We start from the raw sequence: 18,430 nt of genomic DNA, 5'->3' as shown, positions 1-18,430 counted from the left end.
GGATGCTTCCTGCTGGCGGCTTTCCTGTTGAATCCTGGCGGCACCAGCCGGCAAACGAAACGCGATGACCATCCTCACTGTGCGGTCCAGCCGCCGTCCATGGGCAAGGTCGTGCCGGTGATCTGCTTGGCAGAATCCGAGCACAGGAACAGCGTCAATGCCGCAAGTTCGTCGACGGTGACGAACTCCTTTGTCGGCTGTGCCGCTAGCAGCACGTCGTGCTTGACCTGTTCCTCGGTCATGCCGCGCGCTTTCATCGTGTCGGGAATCTGCTTTTCGACCAGCGGCGTCCAGACATAGCCTGGCGCGATCGCATTGACCGTGATGCCGTCAAGCGCTGTCTCGAGAGCCACCGTCTTGGTCAGGCCGGCAATGCCGTGCTTGGCCGACACATAGGCCGACTTGAACGGCGAAGCGACCAGCGCATGCGCGGAGGCCGTGTTGATGATGCGGCCCCATTTGCGCGCCTTCATGCCGGGCACCGCCGCCTTGATCGCGTAGAAGGCGGCGAGCAGGTTGATGCGGATGATGGCTTCCCATTTGTCGTTCGGGAAGTCCTCGATCGGCGCGACATGCTGGATGCCGGCATTGTTGACCAGGATATCGAGACTGCCGAACGCGGCCTCGGCCTCATGCACCATGGCGCTCACCGCCCCACCGTCCATCATGTTGGCATCGGAGTAGCGGCACTTGACGCCGAAATCCTTCTCGATGCCGGCGCGCTCCTGTTCGATTGCCGCGGCATCGCCCAGCCCGTTGATGGTGACGTTTGCGCCTTCGGCGGCAAAGGCGCGGGCTATTGCCAGGCCGATACCGCTGGTCGAGCCGGTGACGAGGGCATTCTTCGAAGACAGGGAACCCATGGTGATCTCGCGCGAGTGGGAGGAACATGTGACATATAATTGTGCATCGCAGCATGACAATGGCAGAGCCATGTGTCGATGCGATTACAACCTGACGACAACGCCGGAGCATGGCTCCTATCCCTTCGAAACCGTTGTCGCCGGGGTGACACGGCACTGTCATGGTGCCGTGCAACATAATTGGTTGCGCATTCGCGCGGTCATTCCTGACGAAATTTTGCCTGTAAAAGACCTTGGGGGTGCAGCTTGGAAATCGCCGATGTCGTGAAGCGCGCCTATGCGATGCCGCTGACCAATCCGTCCTTCCCTCCGGGGCCGTATCGTTTCTTCGATCGCGAATATGTCATCATCACCTACCGCACGACGCGCGAGGCGCTCGAGGCTGTCGTGCCGGCGCCGCTGGAGATCGATGAGCCGCTGGTCAAGTACGAATTCATCCGCATGCCTGATTCAACCGGCTTCGGCGACTATACCGAGACCGGCCAGGTGATCCCGGTGCGCTACAAGGGCCAGCACGGCGGCTACGTTCATTCGATGTATCTCGACGACGACGCGCCGATCGCCGGCGGGCGTGAACTGTGGGGATTTCCCAAGAAGCTGGCCAGCCCCAAGATCGTGCATGAGGGCGAAGTGGTGGTCGGCACGCTGCACTATGGCAGCGTTCTGTGCGCCACCGGCACCATGGGCTACAAGCACCGGGAGGCCGATCACGATTCCGTGCTTGCCTCGCTGGCTGCTCCCAACTTCCTGGTCAAGATCATCCCGCATGTCGACGGCACGCCGCGCATCTGCGAGCTGGTTCGCTACTACCTCACCGACATCACGCTGAAGGAGGCATGGACGGCGCCCGCGGCACTCGATCTGCGGCCCCATGTCATGGCCGACGTTGCGAAGTTGCCAGTGCTCGACATCGTATCGGCTGTTCATTTCACCGCCGATCTGACGCTCAGGCTGGGCGAGGTGGTTTACGACTACCTCGCTGATCGCAACCCTTCCGAGATCAGCGCAACCCAGCCGGAGAAAATTCGTGCTTGAACGCAACCGCAAGAAGGAGGCCACAGCCACCATCGAGGAAATCTCGGCGCAGTATGACCGCATCGCGCTGGTGTTTCAGGGTGGCGGCGCGCTCGGCGCCTATCAGGCCGGGGTCTATCAGGCACTGGCCGACGCCGGCTGCGAGCCGAGCTGGCTTTCCGGCGTGTCGATCGGCGCCATCAATGCGGCGATCATCGCCGGCAATGAATCAAGCCGCCGCCTGCAGCGTCTCGAGCAATTCTGGCAGACGATCTCGGGCCGCAAGATCTGGGCCTATACGCCGGAAGGCGACATCTACCGCGACATCCGCAACCGCACCAGTTCTTGGATGACGATGACCATGGGCCAGCCCGGCTTCTTCAAGCCGCGCAATCCCAATCCCTGGTTCGAACAGCCGGGAGCCGAAGGCGCCACCAGCTTCTATGACACGGCCGAATTGAAGGAGACGCTGGAAAGCCTGATCGACTTCGATTCCTCAACGACGGCAAGAAGCGGCTGAGCGTCGGCGCGGTCAATGTCAGAACCGGCAACTTCGTCTATTTCGACACCGAGAAAGTGCGCATCGAACCGGAGCATATCATGGCCAGCGGCGCGCTGCCGCCGGCCTTCCCGTCGATCCGCATCGAGGGCGAATACTACTGGGACGGCGGCATCGTCTCCAACACGCCGCTGCAATACCTGCTCGACCAGGAGGAAGACCGCTCTTCGCTGGTGTTCCAGGTCGACCTGTTCAGCGCGCGCGGCGCCTTGCCACGCGGCATGGCCGACGTGCTGTCGCGGCACAAGGATATCATGTATTCCAGCCGCACGCGGCAGAACACCGACAATTTCCAACGCATCCATGCGCTGAAGATGAAGCTGCTCGAGGCGCTGAAGCGCGTGCCCGCCGAACTGTTGAAGGATGGCGAAAAAGAGCTGATCGCCGACTATTCGGAGGCCGGCGTCGTCAACATCGTCCACCTGATCTACCAGCACAAAGGCTATGAGGGACACGCCAAGGACTACGAATTCTCCGGCACCTCGATGCGCGAGCACTGGGAGATGGGGCTGGAGGACACGCAGCGCACGCTGCGCCATCGCCAGTGGCTGACCCTGCCGACCAATGTCGAGGGCGTCGCCATCCACGATCTGCACCGCGAGGATCCGACCTGAGGTCTTTGCTGGCGCCTTCGTCTGACGAGGGGGCTGACGAATCCACAGTTTGCCGACCAAAGCCTTTCAGCCGTATTGAAACAAGCCAGACTACCCCAAACGAAAAACGGCGCCGGAACCGGCGCCGTTTTCGTTTCAATAATTGATTGTCCGCTAAAACACCTGGCGGAAGACGATGAACAGCACGAAGGCGAGCGTGATCGAGCACGGCAAGGTCAGCACCCAGGCAAGCAGCAGGTTGCGCACCGTCGACCATTGCAGGCCCGAACCGTTAGCGGCCATCGTTCCGGCGACGCCCGACGACAGCACGTGCGTTGTCGACACTGGCAGTCCGAGCCGGTCGGCCATGCCGATGGTCACCATCGCGACAAGCTCCGCGGCGGCACCCTGGCCATAGGTCAGATGGCTCTTGCCGATCTTCTCGCCGACCGTGACGACGATGCGCTTCCAGCCGACCATGGTGCCGAGGCCGAGCGCCAGGGCAACGGCGACCTTCACCCAGATCGGGATGAACTTCGTCGCGTTGTCGACGGCCTTGTGATAGTCGGTGACCGCTTTCAGATCGGCGGCCTCCATCGGCAGCAACTTCTTCTTGTCGATCAGCTTGAGTGCCTCGCCGATCAGGTAGATGTCATTGCGGGCGTTGCTGACCAGATCGGTCGGCACGTTGTCGACAGTGGCATAGGGCTGCAGGCCCGCTGTCGTGTTGTGGATGTAGGTCTGCAGCGCGACCGTCGTCTGGTCGTTCCAGGTCCGGGTGCGCACGGCATCCTGGACGGCTGCCTTGGCGTCGGTGACGGTGACGCCCGGCTTGACATATTTGCCCAGCGCCTGCTCGACGCTGACGGAAGCCGACTTGTAGGCCTCGAGATAGTTGATGTCGGGCGTCCGGTTCAGCGCAAAGGCCGTCGGCACGACACCGATCAGGATCAGCATGATCAGGCCCATGCCTTTCTGTCCATCGTTGGAGCCGTGCGCGAAGCTGACGCCGGTGCAGGTGAAGATCAGCAGCCCGCGGATCCACCATGGCGGCGGCGTGTTGCCTTTCGGTGCTTCGTAGAGGGCCGGATTGCGCACGAGCAGCTTCACCGCATAGAGCAGGATCGCCGCGGCGAAGAAGCCGATGATCGGCGACACCAGCAAGGTGATGCCGACATTGGTCGCCTGCGACCAGTCGACACCGCTAGTGGCACTGCCGGCAGGTGCCATGAACTGGTTGGCGAGGCCGACGCCGATGATTGAGCCGACCATCGTGTGCGAGCTCGACGCCGGCAGGCCGAGGAACCAGGTGCCGAGGTTCCACAGGATGGCTGCAACGAGCAGTGCGAACACCATGGCAAAGCCGGAGGACGAGCCTACCTGCAGGATCAGCTCGACCGGCAGCAGCGACAGGATGCCGAAAGCGACCGCACCGCTGGAGGTGAGAACCCCGAGGAAATTGAAGGCGCCCGACCACATGACCGCGAATTCGGCCGGCATGGAGCGTGTGTAGATGACCGTCGCCACCGCATTGGCGGTATCATGGAAGCCGTTGACGAACTCGAAGCCCAGCGCGATCAGCAAGGCAATGCCGAGCAGGATCCACGGCACGGTCTTGGCCTCGGCAAGATCCTGGCTGAGCGCGTAGCCGACATAGACGACGCCGACGAGCACCAGCACGCCGAAGGCCGGCAGGAACCATCTCGCGCTACCCGAATTGTGCAGCGGATGATCCGGTCTCGGAATGCCCGCCTCACTAGAAACTATGTCCACCATGTCCCACTCCTATTGCATTGCAGCAAAGAACCGGGACGAACGCTATGTCCGCACAATGAACCCTGTGTGACGATATCGAACACAACTTCCGAGGACATTTCAGGCGAAATGCCTGGTGGTCGACGATGTCAGGCGCCGCCGGACCGCGTCTTCAGGATCGCCGAAAACCGCGGATCGAAAGCCCGACTGATCGGCGCCGCGGCGGCACCGAGCGCGATCGACCAGGGATCGGTGGTGCCGAGCTGCAGGCGCGGCAAATTCCGTTCCGGCCGGTCGGCGATCGACGGCAGCAGCGGATGCATCGCCTCGACCAGCCGGCGGGCCAGCGCTTCCGGCGCTCCGCTGGTCAGGATGACGGTCTGCGGATCGAAGATCGTTTCGATGAGATGCACGCTCCAGCGCAGATCATGCGCCGCACCATCGATCCAGGCAATGATCTTGGGATCCTCGGCCGTGACGAGGCCGTCCATCTGTTGGTAGATGTCGTCGTCGGCCGGGTTGAGGCCGAGATGCTGGTAAAGCGAGGCCAGCGACGCGCGATGTTCGAGCGGCGTCGAGCCGGGGCCGGCCGGCGACAGCAGCGCCATGCCGATCTCGCCGGCATTGCCATGGCCGCCGCTGTAGAGCTCGCCGTTCAGGATCAGTCCGGCGCCGATGCCGTAACCGACGTAGAGGCAGACCGCGTGATCGACGCCGTGCGCCGCGCCGACGATGCGCTCCGCCGTCGCGCAGGCGGCGGCGTCGTTCTGCAAGCTGACATTCAGGCCTGTGCCTTCGGCGAGCGTCTCCAGCAGCGGAAATTTCTGCCAGGCCGGCATCATCCATTTATCGTCCGAATTCTTCAGCCCGAAAGGACCCGGCATGGCGACGCCGAGACCGACAAGCCTCTCTTCGGATTGGGCGGACATCTGGGACAGCTCACGCCGGACGCCGCCGACCAGGCCGAGGATCACCTCGACGCCCTTCGACGGCTCATCGAACGGCAGGTTGGCCTCGGCTCGCGCCAGCACGCTGCCGACCAGATCGACGGCGACCGCCCGCGTCAGGTGGCGATCGATCTGCAGCCCGATGGCAAAGGCGCCCTCGGGAACCAGCCTGTAGGGGGTCGAGGGCTGGCCCCTGCCCTTGCGCACCGCCTCGAGGGCAACGACCAGGCCGTCGCTTTCGAGATCCTCGATGATGTTGGAGACGGCCTGCTTGGTGAGTTGCGTCGCCCGCGCCAGGTCGGCGCGCGACAGGGCGCCATTGAGGCGCAGCGCCTCGATCATGACACGACGGTTGTGCGCGCTCGTGCCTTCCTGGTTGGTGCCGCTCTTGGCGCGGATTGGGCTGAAATCGTCCACCGGCGTTTCCCTCTTGACTCCATTAGGATATTGATCGACTAATTAAGTCAAGCGAATTGACTTAATAGCAAACCGACCGCAGAAAAAGACGGCCAAGGCTTTGTGCCGGGCGCCGCCCACGGTCGGGGACCATTGGGTCACGTGACATCAATCCGGGAAGGCAACGCATATATCGCCCGCCCGCCAACATCGGAAATGGGAGAAGAAGATGCTGAAATCGATCGGTAAGACACTCTTGGGCGCAGTCTTTGTCGGAGGATTGCTCGTTCCCCATGCTTTCGCCGAAACGTCCATCAATGCGCTTTTCATGGCGCAGGCCGCCTACAGCGAGGCTGACGTACGCGCCATGACAGACGCCTTCACGAAGGCCAATCCCGACATCAAGGTCAATCTCGAATTCGTCCCCTATGAGGGCCTGCACGACAAGACCGTGCTCGCGCAGGGCTCGGGCGGTGGCTACGACGTCGTGCTGTTCGACGTCATCTGGCCGGCCGAATACGCCACCAACAAGGTGCTGGTCGATGAGTCATCGAAGATCACAGGCGACATGAAGAAGGGCGTGCTGCCCGGCGCCTGGACCACGGTCCTGTATGAAGGCAAGTACTACGGCATGCCGTGGATCCTCGACACCAAATACCTGTTTTACAACAAGGATATCCTGGAGAAGGCCGGCATCAAGGCGCCGCCGAAGACCTGGGAAGAACTCGGCGAACAGGCCAAGATCATCAAGGACAAGGGCCTGCTGAAGACACCGATCGCCTGGAGCTGGTCGCAGGCCGAGGCCGCGATCTGCGACTACGCCACGCTGGTCAGCGCCTATGGCGGCGACTTCCTCAAGGACGGCAAGCCGGACTTCCAGAATGGCCCCGGCGTCGCGGCGTTGAAATACATGGTCGACAGCTACAAGTCGGGCCTCACCAATCCCAATTCCAAGGAATTCCTGGAAGAGGACGTGCGCAAGGTCTTCGAAAACGGTGACGCCGCCTTCGCGCTGAACTGGACCTACATGTACAACATGGCCAACGATCCGAAGGACAGCAAGGTCGCGGGCAAAGTCGGCGTTGTGCCGGCGCCAGGTGTCAGTGGCACCAGCGAGGTGTCGGCCGTCAACGGCTCGATGGGCCTTGGCGTCACAGCGGTCTCCAAGCATCCGGACGAAGCCTGGAAATACATTGAATTCATGACCTCGCAGGCGACGCAAAACCAGTATGCCAAGCTCTCGCTGCCGATCTGGGCGTCGTCCTATGACGACCCGGCGGTGACCAAGGGCCAGGAAGAGCTGATCGCCGCCGCCAAGCTCGGCCTGGCTGCGATGTATCCGCGCCCGACCACGCCGAAATACCAGGAGCTGTCGACCGCCTTGCAGCAGGCGATCCAGGAATCGCTTCTCGGCCAGTCTTCACCGGAAGACGCCTTGAAGACCGCCGCGCAAAACAGCGGCCTCTGAGCACTGTTGTCGTTCAACATGGGCGGCCTTGTGCCGCCCATGTTATGTCCAGATCAAAGATGAACGAAGAAAGGCTGCTCCGATGTCGGGCACCTGGATGACAACCCGTGCATGGTTGCTGATGCTGCCGCTGCTCGTGGTCATGGTCGCCGTCATCGGCTGGCCGCTGGCCGATACCGTCGGGCTTTCCTTCACCGACGCCAAGCTTGTCGGCACGGGCGGCAATTTCGTCGGCTTCGACAATTATGCGAACATGCTGTCCAGCTCGAATTTTTCGCGCACGCTGGTCACCACGACACTCTTCGCGGTGATTTCGGTCGCCGCCGAAATGGTGATCGGCGTTCTCGCAGCACTGCTGCTCAATCAGCAGTTTCATGGCCGCGCCATCCTGCGCGCCTTGATGATCCTGCCCTGGGCGCTGCCGACCGTGGTCAACGCCACGCTGTGGCGGCTGATCTACAATCCCGAATATGGCGCGCTCAACGCTGCCCTCACACAAATGCACCTCATCGATGCCTACCGTTCCTGGCTCGGCGAGCCGGGCACCGCGCTGGCGGCGCTGATCGTCGCCGACTGCTGGAAGAACTTTCCGCTGGTGGCGCTGATCGCGCTGGCCGCGCTGCAGGCAGTGCCACGCGACATTACCGCGGCCTCGCTCGTCGACGGCGCCGGGGCCTTCAACCGCTTCCGCTTCGTCATCCTGCCCTATCTCGCCGGTCCGCTGATGGTGGCGCTGGTGCTGCGCACCATCGAGGCTTTCAAGGTCTTCGACATCATCTGGGTGATGACCCGCGGCGGCCCGGCCAACAGCACGCGCACGCTGTCGATCCTCGTCTACCAGGAGGCCTTCTCCTTCCAGCGCGCCGGATCCGGCGCGTCGCTGGCGCTGATCGTCACCTTGCTCGTCACCGTGCTGGCCGTCGCCTATGCCGCGCTGGTGCGCAAGACCGCCGGGAGTGCCGCCTGATGGAACGCCAGAGCCCGGCCTTCACCATCTTCATCCACGCCTGCGCTTTGCTGCTCGCAGCCGTCATCCTGGCGCCCCTCGCCTGGCTGTTCATCATGAGCATCTCGCCAGCCGCCGACCTTGCCGCCAAGCCGCTGCGCTGGTGGCCGCAAAGTGCTGACTTCTCGCGCTACGGGCAATTGCTGTCGACCGCCGAAAACAGCGCCGGCGCTGCCTTCACCTCCTCGCTGCGCAACAGCCTCGAGATTGCCGGCATGGCGACCATCGCGGCGCTCGCGCTGGCGATCCCGGCCGGCTGGGCCGTCTCGCGCACGCCGTCGATCGGCTGGTCGCTGTCGATGGTCATCGCCACCTACATGTTGCCGCCTGTGGCGCTTGCCGTGCCGCTTTATATGGGCCTGTCGTATCTCGGCCTGCTCAACAATGTCTTCGGCCTGGCGCTGGTCTACCTGACCATACTGGCGCCGTTCACCACCTGGCTGATGAAGTCGGGTTTCGACTCGATCCCGCGGGAAATCGAGGCGGCGGCAATGATCGACGGCGCTGGACTGTTCCAGACGCTGCGCATCATCACGCTGCCGCTGGCGGCACCGGTGATGGCGACATCGGCGCTGTTTGCCGTGCTGCTCGCCTGGGACGAATTCTTCTATGCGCTGCTGTTCACCTCGGACCAGCGCGCGAAGACCCTGACCGTCGCCATCGCCGATTTGGCCGGCGGCCGGGTTTCCGACTACGGATTGATCGCCACGGCCGGCGTGCTGGCAGCCTTGCCGCCGGTGCTGATCGGCCTGGTCATGCAGCGGGCGCTGATCTCCGGCCTGACCAGCGGCGGTGTGAAAGGATGACGATGACCACTGGCAAGAGCCGCCCCGCCGGGCTCATGGCGATCGACCGCGAGATGGCGCGCCAGCATGCCGATGCGATCGCGTCGTTCGAACACAACGCGGCCATGGCGGCAAAGGTCGCCGCCTCGATCCGGCGCAGCGGGCGCCTGTTGCTGCTCGGCATGGGCGGCTCGCATGCCGTCGGCCGCGCCGTCGAGCCGCTCTACCGCGCGCTTGGCATCGATGCGCTGGCACTGCCGCTTTCCGAGCAACTCGGCCAACCGCTGCGACTGGCCGGCAGGACGGTGCTCGTCACCTCGCAGTCCGGTGAGAGCGCCGAGGTCGTCAGATGGTTCTCAGAGGCTGGCGGCACCGCCGATGTTTTCGGCTTGACGCTTGAAGGCGCTTCGTTCCTGGCTCGCACGGTGCCTTGCCTGGTCGGCGCCGGCGGCACCGAACTGGCGTTTGCCGCAACCCGCAGCCTGACCGTGACCTTCGCTTTGCATCTGGCGATCATCGCCGCACTCGGCGAGGATCCGAGTGCCGCGCTTGGCGCTCTGGATCAGCCGCAAGACAACGACATCACACAAGCGCTCGCAGCACTGGCTGGAGTGACAGCCGTCGTCACCTCGGGCCGGCGGTTGCAAGGTCTTGGCGAAGCGCTGGCACTCGGCCTTAGCGAACTGTCGCGCCTGCCGTGCTTTTCGCTCGAGGGCGGCCAGTTGCGTCACGGGCCGATGGAAATGCTCGGCCCGCACGTCGGCGTCATCCTGTTTCGCGGCAACGACCCGACATCGGATCTGGTGACCGCCATGGCCATATCCGTGGTCGAGGCCGGCGCACCGCTCGTCGTCTTCGATTCGTCCGGGCAAACGCCTGTCGCAGGAGCCGTGACGCTTTCCTTCAAACCGGCTTCCGGTATGGCCGCGATCTTCGCCATGCTGCCTCCAGCGCAACGCCTGATGATCGCTTTCGCCGATGCCCGCGTCGACAATGCCGGCACGCCGGTTCGCTCGACCAAGATCACCAGGAGCGAGTGATGCGTCCGCTTGCGGTGATCGGCAACGTCAATGTCGACCTGATTGTCGGCCCGGTAGCGCCGTGGCCTGCCGCCGGAACGGAGACCGTCGTCGATCACGACGAATTGCGCGTCGGCGGCCAGGCAGGCAACAGCGCGCTGGCCTGGCAGGCGTTGGGCGTCGATTTCGCCGTTGCCGCCAATGTCGGCGACGACCAGTTCGGCCGTTGGCTTCGCGAGGCCTTTGGCCGCCGCGCCGAGAAATGGCCGGTCCGTCCTGAAGGCACGACGCTGTCCGTCGGCATGACCCACCCGGACGGCGAGCGGACCTTCTTCACCACACGCGGACATCTGCCGCGCTTCGGCCTCGGCGATGTGTTTTCCGTGCTCGACGGCAGGGCGCTCTCGGGCGGCTACGCGCTGTTGTGCGGCTCTTTCCTGACCGACGATCTCACACGCCATTACGACGCGTTTTTCGACTGGGCGGACAGCAACGGCATTGCCGTCGCGCTCGACACCGGCTGGCCGATCGATGGCTGGACCGAGGCAAATTGCACGGCCACCCGCGCATGGCTGTCGCGCTGCGAGCTGGCGCTGTTCAACGAGGTCGAGACCGTGACCCTGGCCGGAACGCAGAGCCCTGTGGAGGCCGCCCGCGCGATCCGGTCGAGCATGAAGGAAGGCGCGACCTTCGTCGTCAAGCGCGGCCCGCTGGGCGCCATCGCCATCGGCCCGGACGGCGCACTTGTCGAAGCCGTCGCGCCCGATGTCCGGGTGGTCGACACGATCGGCGCCGGCGATGTCTTCAACGCCGCCTTCCTCGCTGCACTGGCGCAGGAGCAGCCGCTGTCGGCCTGTCTCTCCGCCGCGACGCATGTGGCGTCGCGCGCGATTTCCACCTTGCCCCGCAACTATGGTGGGCCGATGCAGTTCAGGGAATCCACACATGAGCGCGCTTGAAATCCGCGACATCCGCAAGAGCTACGGCAGTGTCGAGACGCTGAAAGGCATCGACATCGCGCTGCAGAGCGGCGAATTCCTGGTGCTGCTCGGCTCCTCGGGCTGCGGAAAATCGACGCTGCTCAACATCATCGCTGGGCTGGCCGAGGCGACCAGCGGCGATGTGCTGATCGGCGGCCGCTCGATCCTTGGCGTTCATCCCAAGAACCGCGATATCGCCATGGTCTTCCAGTCCTATGCGCTCTATCCGAACCTGACTGTTCACCGCAACATCGGCTTCGGACTGGAGATGCGCGGGGTCGCCGCCGACGAGCGCAACAGGGCGGTACACGAAGCGGCGAAGCTGCTGCAGATAGAGACCCTGCTCGACCGCAAGCCGAGCCAGCTTTCTGGCGGTCAGCGCCAGCGCGTCGCCATTGGCCGGGCGCTGGTGCGCAAGCCGCAGGTCTTCCTGTTCGACGAGCCGCTGTCCAATCTCGACGCCAAGCTGCGCCTGGAAATGCGCACCGAACTGAAGCGCCTGCACCAGATGCTGCAGACCACGATCGTCTATGTCACCCATGACCAGATCGAGGCAATGACGCTGGCGACCCGCATCGCGGTGATGCGCGACGGCCGGATCGAACAGCTCGGCACGCCCGAAGATATCTACGACCAGCCGGCGACACTCTATGTCGCGGGCTTTGTCGGCGCACCGTCGATGAACATGCTGCAGGCGGTCGTCATCGACGGAAAGCTGGCCATAGCCGATACCGACGTGCGGATACCCGTGCCTGCACGCAATCGACACTCGGTCCGCGACGGCGCACCGGTCGTCGTCGGCATCAGGCCCGAAGCGCTTCGCGTGGCGACCATTGCTGCGACAGACTTGTCATTGCCCGTGGAGATCGAGGTCGTCGAACTGACCGGACCCGAACTGGTCACCACGGCCCGCATCGGTGCACAGCGGCTGACGGCTTGCCTGCCGCCACGGACCCGGCTTGCCAAGGGCCAAACATGCAGCTTCGCCTTCGATGAGACAGCGCTTCGCTTGTTTGACCCGGCAACCGGCAAGGCCTTCCTGGATCAGCCCTGATCGATGTCCTCGCGGGTATGCGGCGACCCCGCAATCTCAAGCAGGGACGACACCAGCAACTGCCGTTCGTCTTTCGAAAGGACATCCGCATCGAAGAGGCTCATGCTGCGCAGCCCTTCTATGGCCAGGTAGCAGACCAGCAACGACTTCAGATCCGGCGTCTCGCCCTTCAGCCGCTCGAAAAGCTGCTGCTTGAACGTCTTTATCGGCGTCATGAAGTCGGGATCCTCGGCGATCGCCGAAAAGATCCAGGATGCCGATGGCCGCTTCTCCTCGCAATCGCTTGCCGACAGCGTGATGTAGACGGCGAGTGGGTTTTTGCCTTTGTCGGCACTGTTTGCGGTTTCGAGCGCTTGCCCGAAGTCACGCAAATAGCCCTCGACCAATCCCTGCATCAACTTGGCCTTGGTCGGGAAATTGTAGAGCAACCCGCCTTTCGATACGCCGGCGCGGCTGGCGACCGCTTCCAGCGACAGGCTGCCGGGCCCGGATTCTCTTGCGACGTCCGCCGCCGCAGCAAGAATCTTCTCGCGCGAATTCGATCTTGGAGCTTTCATGGCCCCTCCCATCGCAAGCTTAGGCCCAATTGACAAGACCGTCCAGACGGTACAGTAAGACCGCCGTTATTTGAAATCGGGACCCGCAGTCGATATGTGTCCCGATGTCCGCGCTTCGCGCCGGATTTCGGCTGAGGGGACTTCCTTGTTCAAGCGCATCCTTCGTATCGTCATCATCGCCCTGGTTCTGCTCGTCCTCTTCGTCGTGGTCGGTGGCATTGTCGGCTTCAACTTCCTGCGCGACAACGGCATCAAGCAGTATTTCGCTACGATGAAGCCGCCGGCGGCGACAGTGTCGACGACCATCGCCAAGCCGTCGACCTGGACGCCGGGCGTCGAGGCTATCGGTACGGTCAGGGCTGTGCGCGGTGTCGATCTGACGGTTGAAACCACCGGCATCGTCAAGGAGATCCTGTTTCACGCCAACCAGAAGGTTGCGGAAGGCGCGGTCCTGCTGCAACTCGACGGTGCGGTCGAGCGCGCCGATCTGGAAGCAACGAAGGCGCAAGTCGCGGTCGTCCAGATGGCGCTGACGCGCGCCATTGAACTGCAGCGGCGCGGCGTCAATGCGGACGCTACGCTCGACACGGCGCGGGCAACCGCATCGGCAACCGCCGCGCAAGTGAACAAACTGCAGGCGGTGCTCGACCAAAAGCAGCTGACGGCGCCTTTCAGCGGCACGGTGGGCATTCCGAGAATCGACCTCGGCCAGTACCTGGCGCCTGGCACCGTAGTGGTGACGTTGCAGGATCTGGACACGATGCGGGTCGATTTCTCGGTTCCCGAACAACAGCTCCCGCTGCTCAAGATCGGCCAGACGGTGCGACTGGGCATCGGCGGCGGCGAGATGCCCTATGCCGGTACCATTCGCGGCATCGACCCGAAAATCGACCCATCCAGCCGGTTGGTGAATATCAGGGCGGAAGTCGCCAATCCTGAAGGCAAGCTGACCCCGGGCCAGTTCATGCAGGTCCGTGTCGAACTGCCCGAAGAGCAGAATGTGCTGGCGCTGCCGCAGACGGCGCTGACCACCAGTCTCTATGGCGACTATATATTCGTCGTACAGCCGGCGAAGCCCGCCGAAGCGCCCCCAGCGCAGGCAGCCAAGCCGGAAGAAAAGCCCGCCGCGTCGGCAACCGACAAACCGGCGGACGCCCAGCCCACAGACAAAAAGCCGGCAGATACCAAGCCGGCTGAAGCCATGAAGCCGGCGGCAGATGCAACCAAGCCTGCCGCCGATGCGGCAAAGCCAGCGGACAAGGCTGCCGATCCGGCCAAGCCGGCGGCGGAAGCCGACAAGCCCGCTCTGGTGCTGTCGCAGGTCTTCGTCAAGCCCGGTCGTCGCAACGAGGGCATGGTCGAGATCGTCGAGGGGCTGAAGGCTGGAGACGAAGTCGTCACCGCCGGTCAGAACCGGCTCTTCAATGGCATGTCCGTCGCCGTCGACAACACCATCGACCCGACCAAATCGGCGAACAAGCAGGCCGACCCGCAATGAGCTTTTCCGATATCTTCATTCGCCGGCCTGTCCTTTCGACGGTCCTTGCCTGCATGATCCTGCTGCTGGGTTTCCAGGGCATCTTCAACCTGTCGATCCGGCAATATCCGAAGGTCGACGAGACGGCGATCACCATCACGACGGCCTATCCCGGCGCCAGTGCCGACCTGATCCAGGGCTTCATTTCCGCTCCGATCGCCCGCGCCGTGGCCTCGACCGAGAACATCGACTACGTCACCTCGTCGAGCCGTCCGTCTTCCAGCACCGTGACGGTGCAGATGAAGCTTGGCTCCAACCCCGACGTGGCACTGACCGAAGTGCTGTCCAAGGTCCAGGGCGTGCGCGGCACCTTGCCGGACGCCTCCAAGGACCCCGTCATCGTCAAGGGCACCGGCCAGCAGTTCGCGATGATGTACATCTCGATGCAGAATCCGAACATGACGAAGGAGCAGCTGACGGAGTATATCGAGCGCGTCATTCGGCCACGCATGTCGACGGTCGAAGGCGTCGCCGACGTGCAGATCTTCGGCGCCCAGGAATACTCGATGCGCGTCTGGATCGACCCGGTCAAGCTTGCCGCGCGCGGCGTGACTGCCGCCGAAGTTCTGGAGGCGATCGATAATTCCAACTTCCTGTCGGCGCCGGGCAATACGCAGAACGAGTATGTGGTCTCGTCGATCACAGTGCGCTCGACGCTGCAGACGCCCGAAGCATTCGCCGCGCTGCCGTTGCGCTCGACGGACGGCAATGTGGTGCGGCTGCGCGACGTGGCTCGCGTCGAACTCGGCGCCGAGAACACCGACACCAGGGTCAGCTTCAACGGCAAGCCCGGCACCTTCCTCGCCATCTTCCCGACACCCGCGGCCAACCCACTGACCACGGCGGCGGCGCTTACCAAGCTGGTACCGCAGATTCAGGAAACACTACCGAAGGGCATGACGATCGAGGTCGTCTACGATGCGACCGGGCAGATCAGCGCCTCGATCGAAGAGGTGTTCAAGACCATCGCCGAGGCGGTTGCCATCGTCATCGTCGTCATCCTTTTGTTCCTTGGCTCTTTCCGTTCGGTGATGATGCCAATCGTCACCATCCCGCTGTCGCTGATCGGCGTCTGCTTCCTTTTGTTTGCGGTGGGCTATTCGATCAACCTTCTCTCCCTGCTGGCCATGGTGCTGGCTATCGGCCTCGTCGTCGATGACGCCATCGTGGTGGTCGAAAACATCCACCGCCACATGGAAGAAGATCACATGTCGCCGATGCAGGCGGCATTCAGCGGCATGCGCGAAATCGCGTCGGCCATTGTCGCCATGACGATGACGTTGGCCGCCGTGTTCGCGCCGCTGGCCTTCACCGGCGGCCTGACGGGCGCGCTGTTCCGCGAATTCGCGGTCACGCTCGCCGGCTCGGTTGTGCTGTCAGGTGTCATCGCCGTCACCATCACCCCGATGATGTCGGCGCGCCTCTTGAAGTCCGGCACACCGGGCCGTTTCCAGCGTATTGTCGACGGCACCTTCGCGCGGGTCGAGCACGTCTACGAGAGGGCCGTCACCGGTTCGCTGAACTATCGCCCGCTGACGCTGATCATCGTGCTGGCGCTTGTCGGCGTCACCGGTTTCATGTTCACCAAGACCTCGAGCGAACTGGCGCCGGAAGAGGACCAGGGCTTTCTGCTCTCGATTGTGACAGCGCCACGCTATGCTACGTCCGACTACACCGAGACATACGTCAACCAGATGCTCGGCCTTGTGAGGGATATTCCCGAGACGCGGGCGCAGTTCTCCGCCGTCGCCTTCGGCGGTGAGACAAACAGCGCCTTCGTCGGCTTTGCCTTCAAGGACTGGGCTGAACGCAAACGCAATTCCAAGGAATTGCAGGCCGACATTACGGCCCGTCTCGCCAAGGTGGCGGGTGTCCAGGCCTTCGTCTTTGCGCCACCGACGCTGCCGGGCTCCGGCGGCGGCCTGCCCATCGCCTTGGTGGTGCGATCGACCGGCGATTCCTCGGAAGTGTACGATGTGGCGGAGAAGATCAAGAACAAGGCGCAGGCCTCCGGTCGCTTCATCGTCGTGCAGAATTCGATGGCCTATGACGCGCCGCAGGTGACGGTGACTATCGATCGCGACCGCGCCGCGGCCCTCAACCTGCCGATCGCCGATATCGGCCGGACGTTGACGCTGCTGGTCGGCGGTGCCGAAGTGGCGCAATTCGATCGCGACTCCAACAGCTACGACATCATCCCGCAGGTGCCGCAGGAGTTCCGCGACAACCCCGAAAAGCTCGGCCAATACTTCGTGCGCAGCGTCACGGGCGAGATGGTGCCGCTGTCGGCCGTGGTGAAGATCTCCAACAATGCCGCGCCGGCGGCCATCGAGCAGTTCAACCAGCTGAATTCAGCAACGATTTCCGCGCTTCCGCTGCCCGGTGTCACCACCGGCGACGGGCTGAAGGCACTGGAGGACATCGCCAGGGAGAACCTGCCCGATAGCTTCTTCATTGATTACTCCGGCCAGTCCAGGCAAGAGAAGGAACAGGGCAACACCATCCTGATCGCCTTTGCGGCGGCCGTCATCGTCATCTATCTGGTGCTGGCGGCGCAGTTCGAAAGCTTCCGCGATCCGCTGATAATCATGATGGCGGTGCCGCTATCGATCTTCGGCGCCATCGTGCCGCTCAATCTGGGTCTCGGCACGCTCAACATCTATACGCAGGTCGGTCTGATCACGCTGATCGGCCTGATCACCAAGCACGGCATCCTTCTGGTCGAGTTCGCCAACCAGCAGCGTGAAATCCATGGCATGCGGCGGCGCGACGCCATCATCGCCTCGGCCAAGGTCCGCCTGCGCCCGATCCTGATGACGACGGCGGCGATGGCGCTTGGCGTGGTGCCGCTGATCACGTCCAGCGGTGCGGGCGCCGCGGCGCGCTATTCGATGGGCCTGGTCATCTTTACCGGCATCCTGGTCGGCACCATGTTCACGCTCTTCGTCGTGCCCATGTTCTACACCTTCATCGCCAGCAAGGACCTGCCGCATCTGGCCGAGAAGCCGGATCCCAAGCTGATGCCGGCACTGCCGAACTAGAGCAATTCCAGGAAAAGTGTGAAACGGTTTTCCCGGGAAAAGCGCGTAGCGCTTTCCCTTAGGGAATTGCGTCAAAACAAAGAGTTAGAGCAGTTGGCCGTTTCAGAGAAACGGTGAACTGCTCTAAAGCAAAACAGGATGACAACAAAAAAGAGGCCGGAAAATTCCGGCCTCTTTTTTTGGCTGGGCTCGATACCGCCGGTTTGAGCTGTACTCGATACCGCGCAAACCTTCCTGCGGGAGCCTTGAACGAGGACGCGGCAGTTGGCCTGCCCGTTTCACAGCCTGCTACTTGACGATGACGATGCTGGTGTTGGTCGGCCCGAACATTTCGACGAGCTGATAGAAATCGGCGGCGTTGTCGGGATGCAGCCGCACGCAGCCATGCGAAGCCGGCTGGCCGAGGCGCTTGATCGCGTTGGTGGCATGCACCGCATAGCCGCCGCTGAAGAAGACCGAGTGCGGCATCGGCGCGTTGTCGTACTTCTTCGAATACCACATCTCATGCATGCGCGTCGGCTTGAACGAACCGGTCGGCGTCACATGGGCTCCGTCGCCGGTAGAAACCTTCCAGGCGAAGGCCGGCCGACCGTCGACAGAGACTTCCATGACCTGCTGTGAAAGCGAGACGCGCGCCACGATCTTGTTGGCGGCGTGCGCTGCGCCCGAGCCTGCGCCGAACAGCAGTGCCGCACCGGTCAGGGCGGCGGCGGCGACGTTGATCAGCTTGGCGGAAATGGCGGTGTGCATGATGGTATCCCCTCTCTCTGCCGGACTTGGCCGGCTCCAATTCGATGGCTGCTTATCCCAATGGCATGTTTCGGGGAGATTTCGTGAAATGCTCGTTTTTGTTTCG

General features: G+C 63.1%; 14 protein-coding genes and 1 pseudogene. 10 read left to right on the top strand and 5 right to left on the bottom strand.

All coding sequences use genetic code 11. The features are described from left to right. Positions 1 to 74: 74 nt before the first annotated feature. The gene (locus AC1DYW_RS23660; protein WP_477227788.1) at positions 75 to 863 is read right to left on the bottom strand and encodes a 3-hydroxybutyrate dehydrogenase; all 789 of its coding nucleotides are present in this window, start codon (positions 861 to 863) and stop codon (positions 75 to 77) included. A gap of 246 nt (positions 864 to 1,109) precedes the next feature. On the opposite strand from AC1DYW_RS23660, the gene AC1DYW_RS23655 reads away from it, so the two are divergent. Beyond that, positions 1,110 to 1,898 carry an acetoacetate decarboxylase gene (locus AC1DYW_RS23655; protein WP_477227787.1) on the top strand — a complete coding sequence of 263 codons (789 nt, stop codon included), beginning with the start codon at positions 1,110 to 1,112 and terminating at the stop codon, positions 1,896 to 1,898. After that, a pseudogene (locus AC1DYW_RS23650) lies at positions 1,891 to 3,050 on the top strand (patatin-like phospholipase family protein). The gene AC1DYW_RS23655 and the pseudogene AC1DYW_RS23650 overlap by 8 nt, the downstream one beginning before the upstream one ends. A 153-nt stretch (positions 3,051 to 3,203) precedes the next feature. Here AC1DYW_RS23650 and AC1DYW_RS23645 read toward each other — a convergent pair. Together AC1DYW_RS23645 and AC1DYW_RS23640 are read right to left on the bottom strand one after the other, a co-directional pair. Continuing rightward, positions 3,204 to 4,805: an inorganic phosphate transporter gene (locus tag AC1DYW_RS23645; protein ID WP_477227786.1), complete on the bottom strand. Its 1,602-nt coding sequence runs from the start codon at positions 4,803 to 4,805 to the stop codon at positions 3,204 to 3,206. A gap of 128 nt (positions 4,806 to 4,933) precedes the next feature. Next, entirely contained in the window at positions 4,934 to 6,148 is a 1,215-nt protein-coding gene (locus AC1DYW_RS23640) for an ROK family protein (RefSeq protein WP_477227785.1), read from the bottom strand. A 208-nt stretch (positions 6,149 to 6,356) separates the two neighbouring features. On the opposite strand from AC1DYW_RS23640, the gene AC1DYW_RS23635 reads away from it, so the two are divergent. From AC1DYW_RS23635 to AC1DYW_RS23610, 6 genes are all read left to right on the top strand, one after another. Then, positions 6,357 to 7,595: an extracellular solute-binding protein gene (locus AC1DYW_RS23635; RefSeq protein ID WP_095089244.1), complete on the top strand. Its 1,239-nt coding sequence runs from the start codon at positions 6,357 to 6,359 to the stop codon at positions 7,593 to 7,595. A gap of 82 nt (positions 7,596 to 7,677) precedes the next feature. Further along, entirely contained in the window at positions 7,678 to 8,562 is an 885-nt protein-coding gene (locus AC1DYW_RS23630) for a carbohydrate ABC transporter permease (RefSeq protein WP_095089246.1), read from the top strand. Further along, complete coding sequence (locus AC1DYW_RS23625; RefSeq protein WP_095089248.1) at positions 8,562 to 9,407, top strand: carbohydrate ABC transporter permease; 846 nt, start codon at positions 8,562 to 8,564, stop codon at positions 9,405 to 9,407. Before AC1DYW_RS23630 ends, AC1DYW_RS23625 begins: the two co-directional genes overlap by 1 nt. After that, positions 9,404 to 10,426 (top strand): SIS domain-containing protein, encoded by a 1,023-nt coding sequence (locus tag AC1DYW_RS23620; RefSeq protein ID WP_457151564.1) that lies wholly within the window; start codon positions 9,404 to 9,406, stop codon positions 10,424 to 10,426. The genes AC1DYW_RS23625 and AC1DYW_RS23620 overlap by 4 nt, the downstream gene beginning before the upstream one ends. Beyond that, entirely contained in the window at positions 10,426 to 11,364 is a 939-nt protein-coding gene (locus tag AC1DYW_RS23615; protein ID WP_457151565.1) for a PfkB family carbohydrate kinase, read from the top strand. The genes AC1DYW_RS23620 and AC1DYW_RS23615 overlap by 1 nt, the downstream gene beginning before the upstream one ends. Beyond that, on the top strand, positions 11,351 to 12,439 hold the full coding sequence (locus AC1DYW_RS23610; protein ID WP_457151566.1) for an ABC transporter ATP-binding protein: 1,089 nt from the start codon (positions 11,351 to 11,353) through the stop codon (positions 12,437 to 12,439). The genes AC1DYW_RS23615 and AC1DYW_RS23610 overlap by 14 nt, the downstream gene beginning before the upstream one ends. On the opposite strand, the gene AC1DYW_RS23605 is transcribed toward AC1DYW_RS23610, so the two are convergent. Further along, entirely contained in the window at positions 12,430 to 12,996 is a 567-nt protein-coding gene (locus AC1DYW_RS23605) for a TetR/AcrR family transcriptional regulator (RefSeq protein ID WP_095089256.1), read from the bottom strand. The two genes, AC1DYW_RS23610 and AC1DYW_RS23605, sit on opposite strands and share 10 nt — an antisense overlap. Before the next feature lie 145 nt (positions 12,997 to 13,141). On the opposite strand from AC1DYW_RS23605, the gene AC1DYW_RS23600 reads away from it, so the two are divergent. Together AC1DYW_RS23600 and AC1DYW_RS23595 are read left to right on the top strand one after the other, a co-directional pair. Then, positions 13,142 to 14,494, top strand: a complete 1,353-nt coding sequence (locus AC1DYW_RS23600) for an efflux RND transporter periplasmic adaptor subunit (RefSeq protein WP_477227784.1) — start codon at positions 13,142 to 13,144, stop codon at positions 14,492 to 14,494. Beyond that, positions 14,491 to 17,574, top strand: coding sequence for an efflux RND transporter permease subunit (locus AC1DYW_RS23595; protein WP_477227783.1), 3,084 nt, complete (start codon positions 14,491 to 14,493; stop codon positions 17,572 to 17,574). Before AC1DYW_RS23600 ends, AC1DYW_RS23595 begins: the two co-directional genes overlap by 4 nt. A gap of 288 nt (positions 17,575 to 17,862) precedes the next feature. Here the strand turns inward: AC1DYW_RS23595 and AC1DYW_RS23590 are convergent, their stop codons facing one another. Beyond that, complete coding sequence (locus AC1DYW_RS23590) at positions 17,863 to 18,324, bottom strand: L,D-transpeptidase (protein WP_095089260.1); 462 nt, start codon at positions 18,322 to 18,324, stop codon at positions 17,863 to 17,865. Positions 18,325 to 18,430 lie beyond the last annotated feature (106 nt).

This window comes from Mesorhizobium sp. P2_D5, assembly GCF_056404355.1.
Note: the sequence above shows the minus strand (reverse complement) of the source record. Positions and strands in the feature narration are given on the sequence as shown.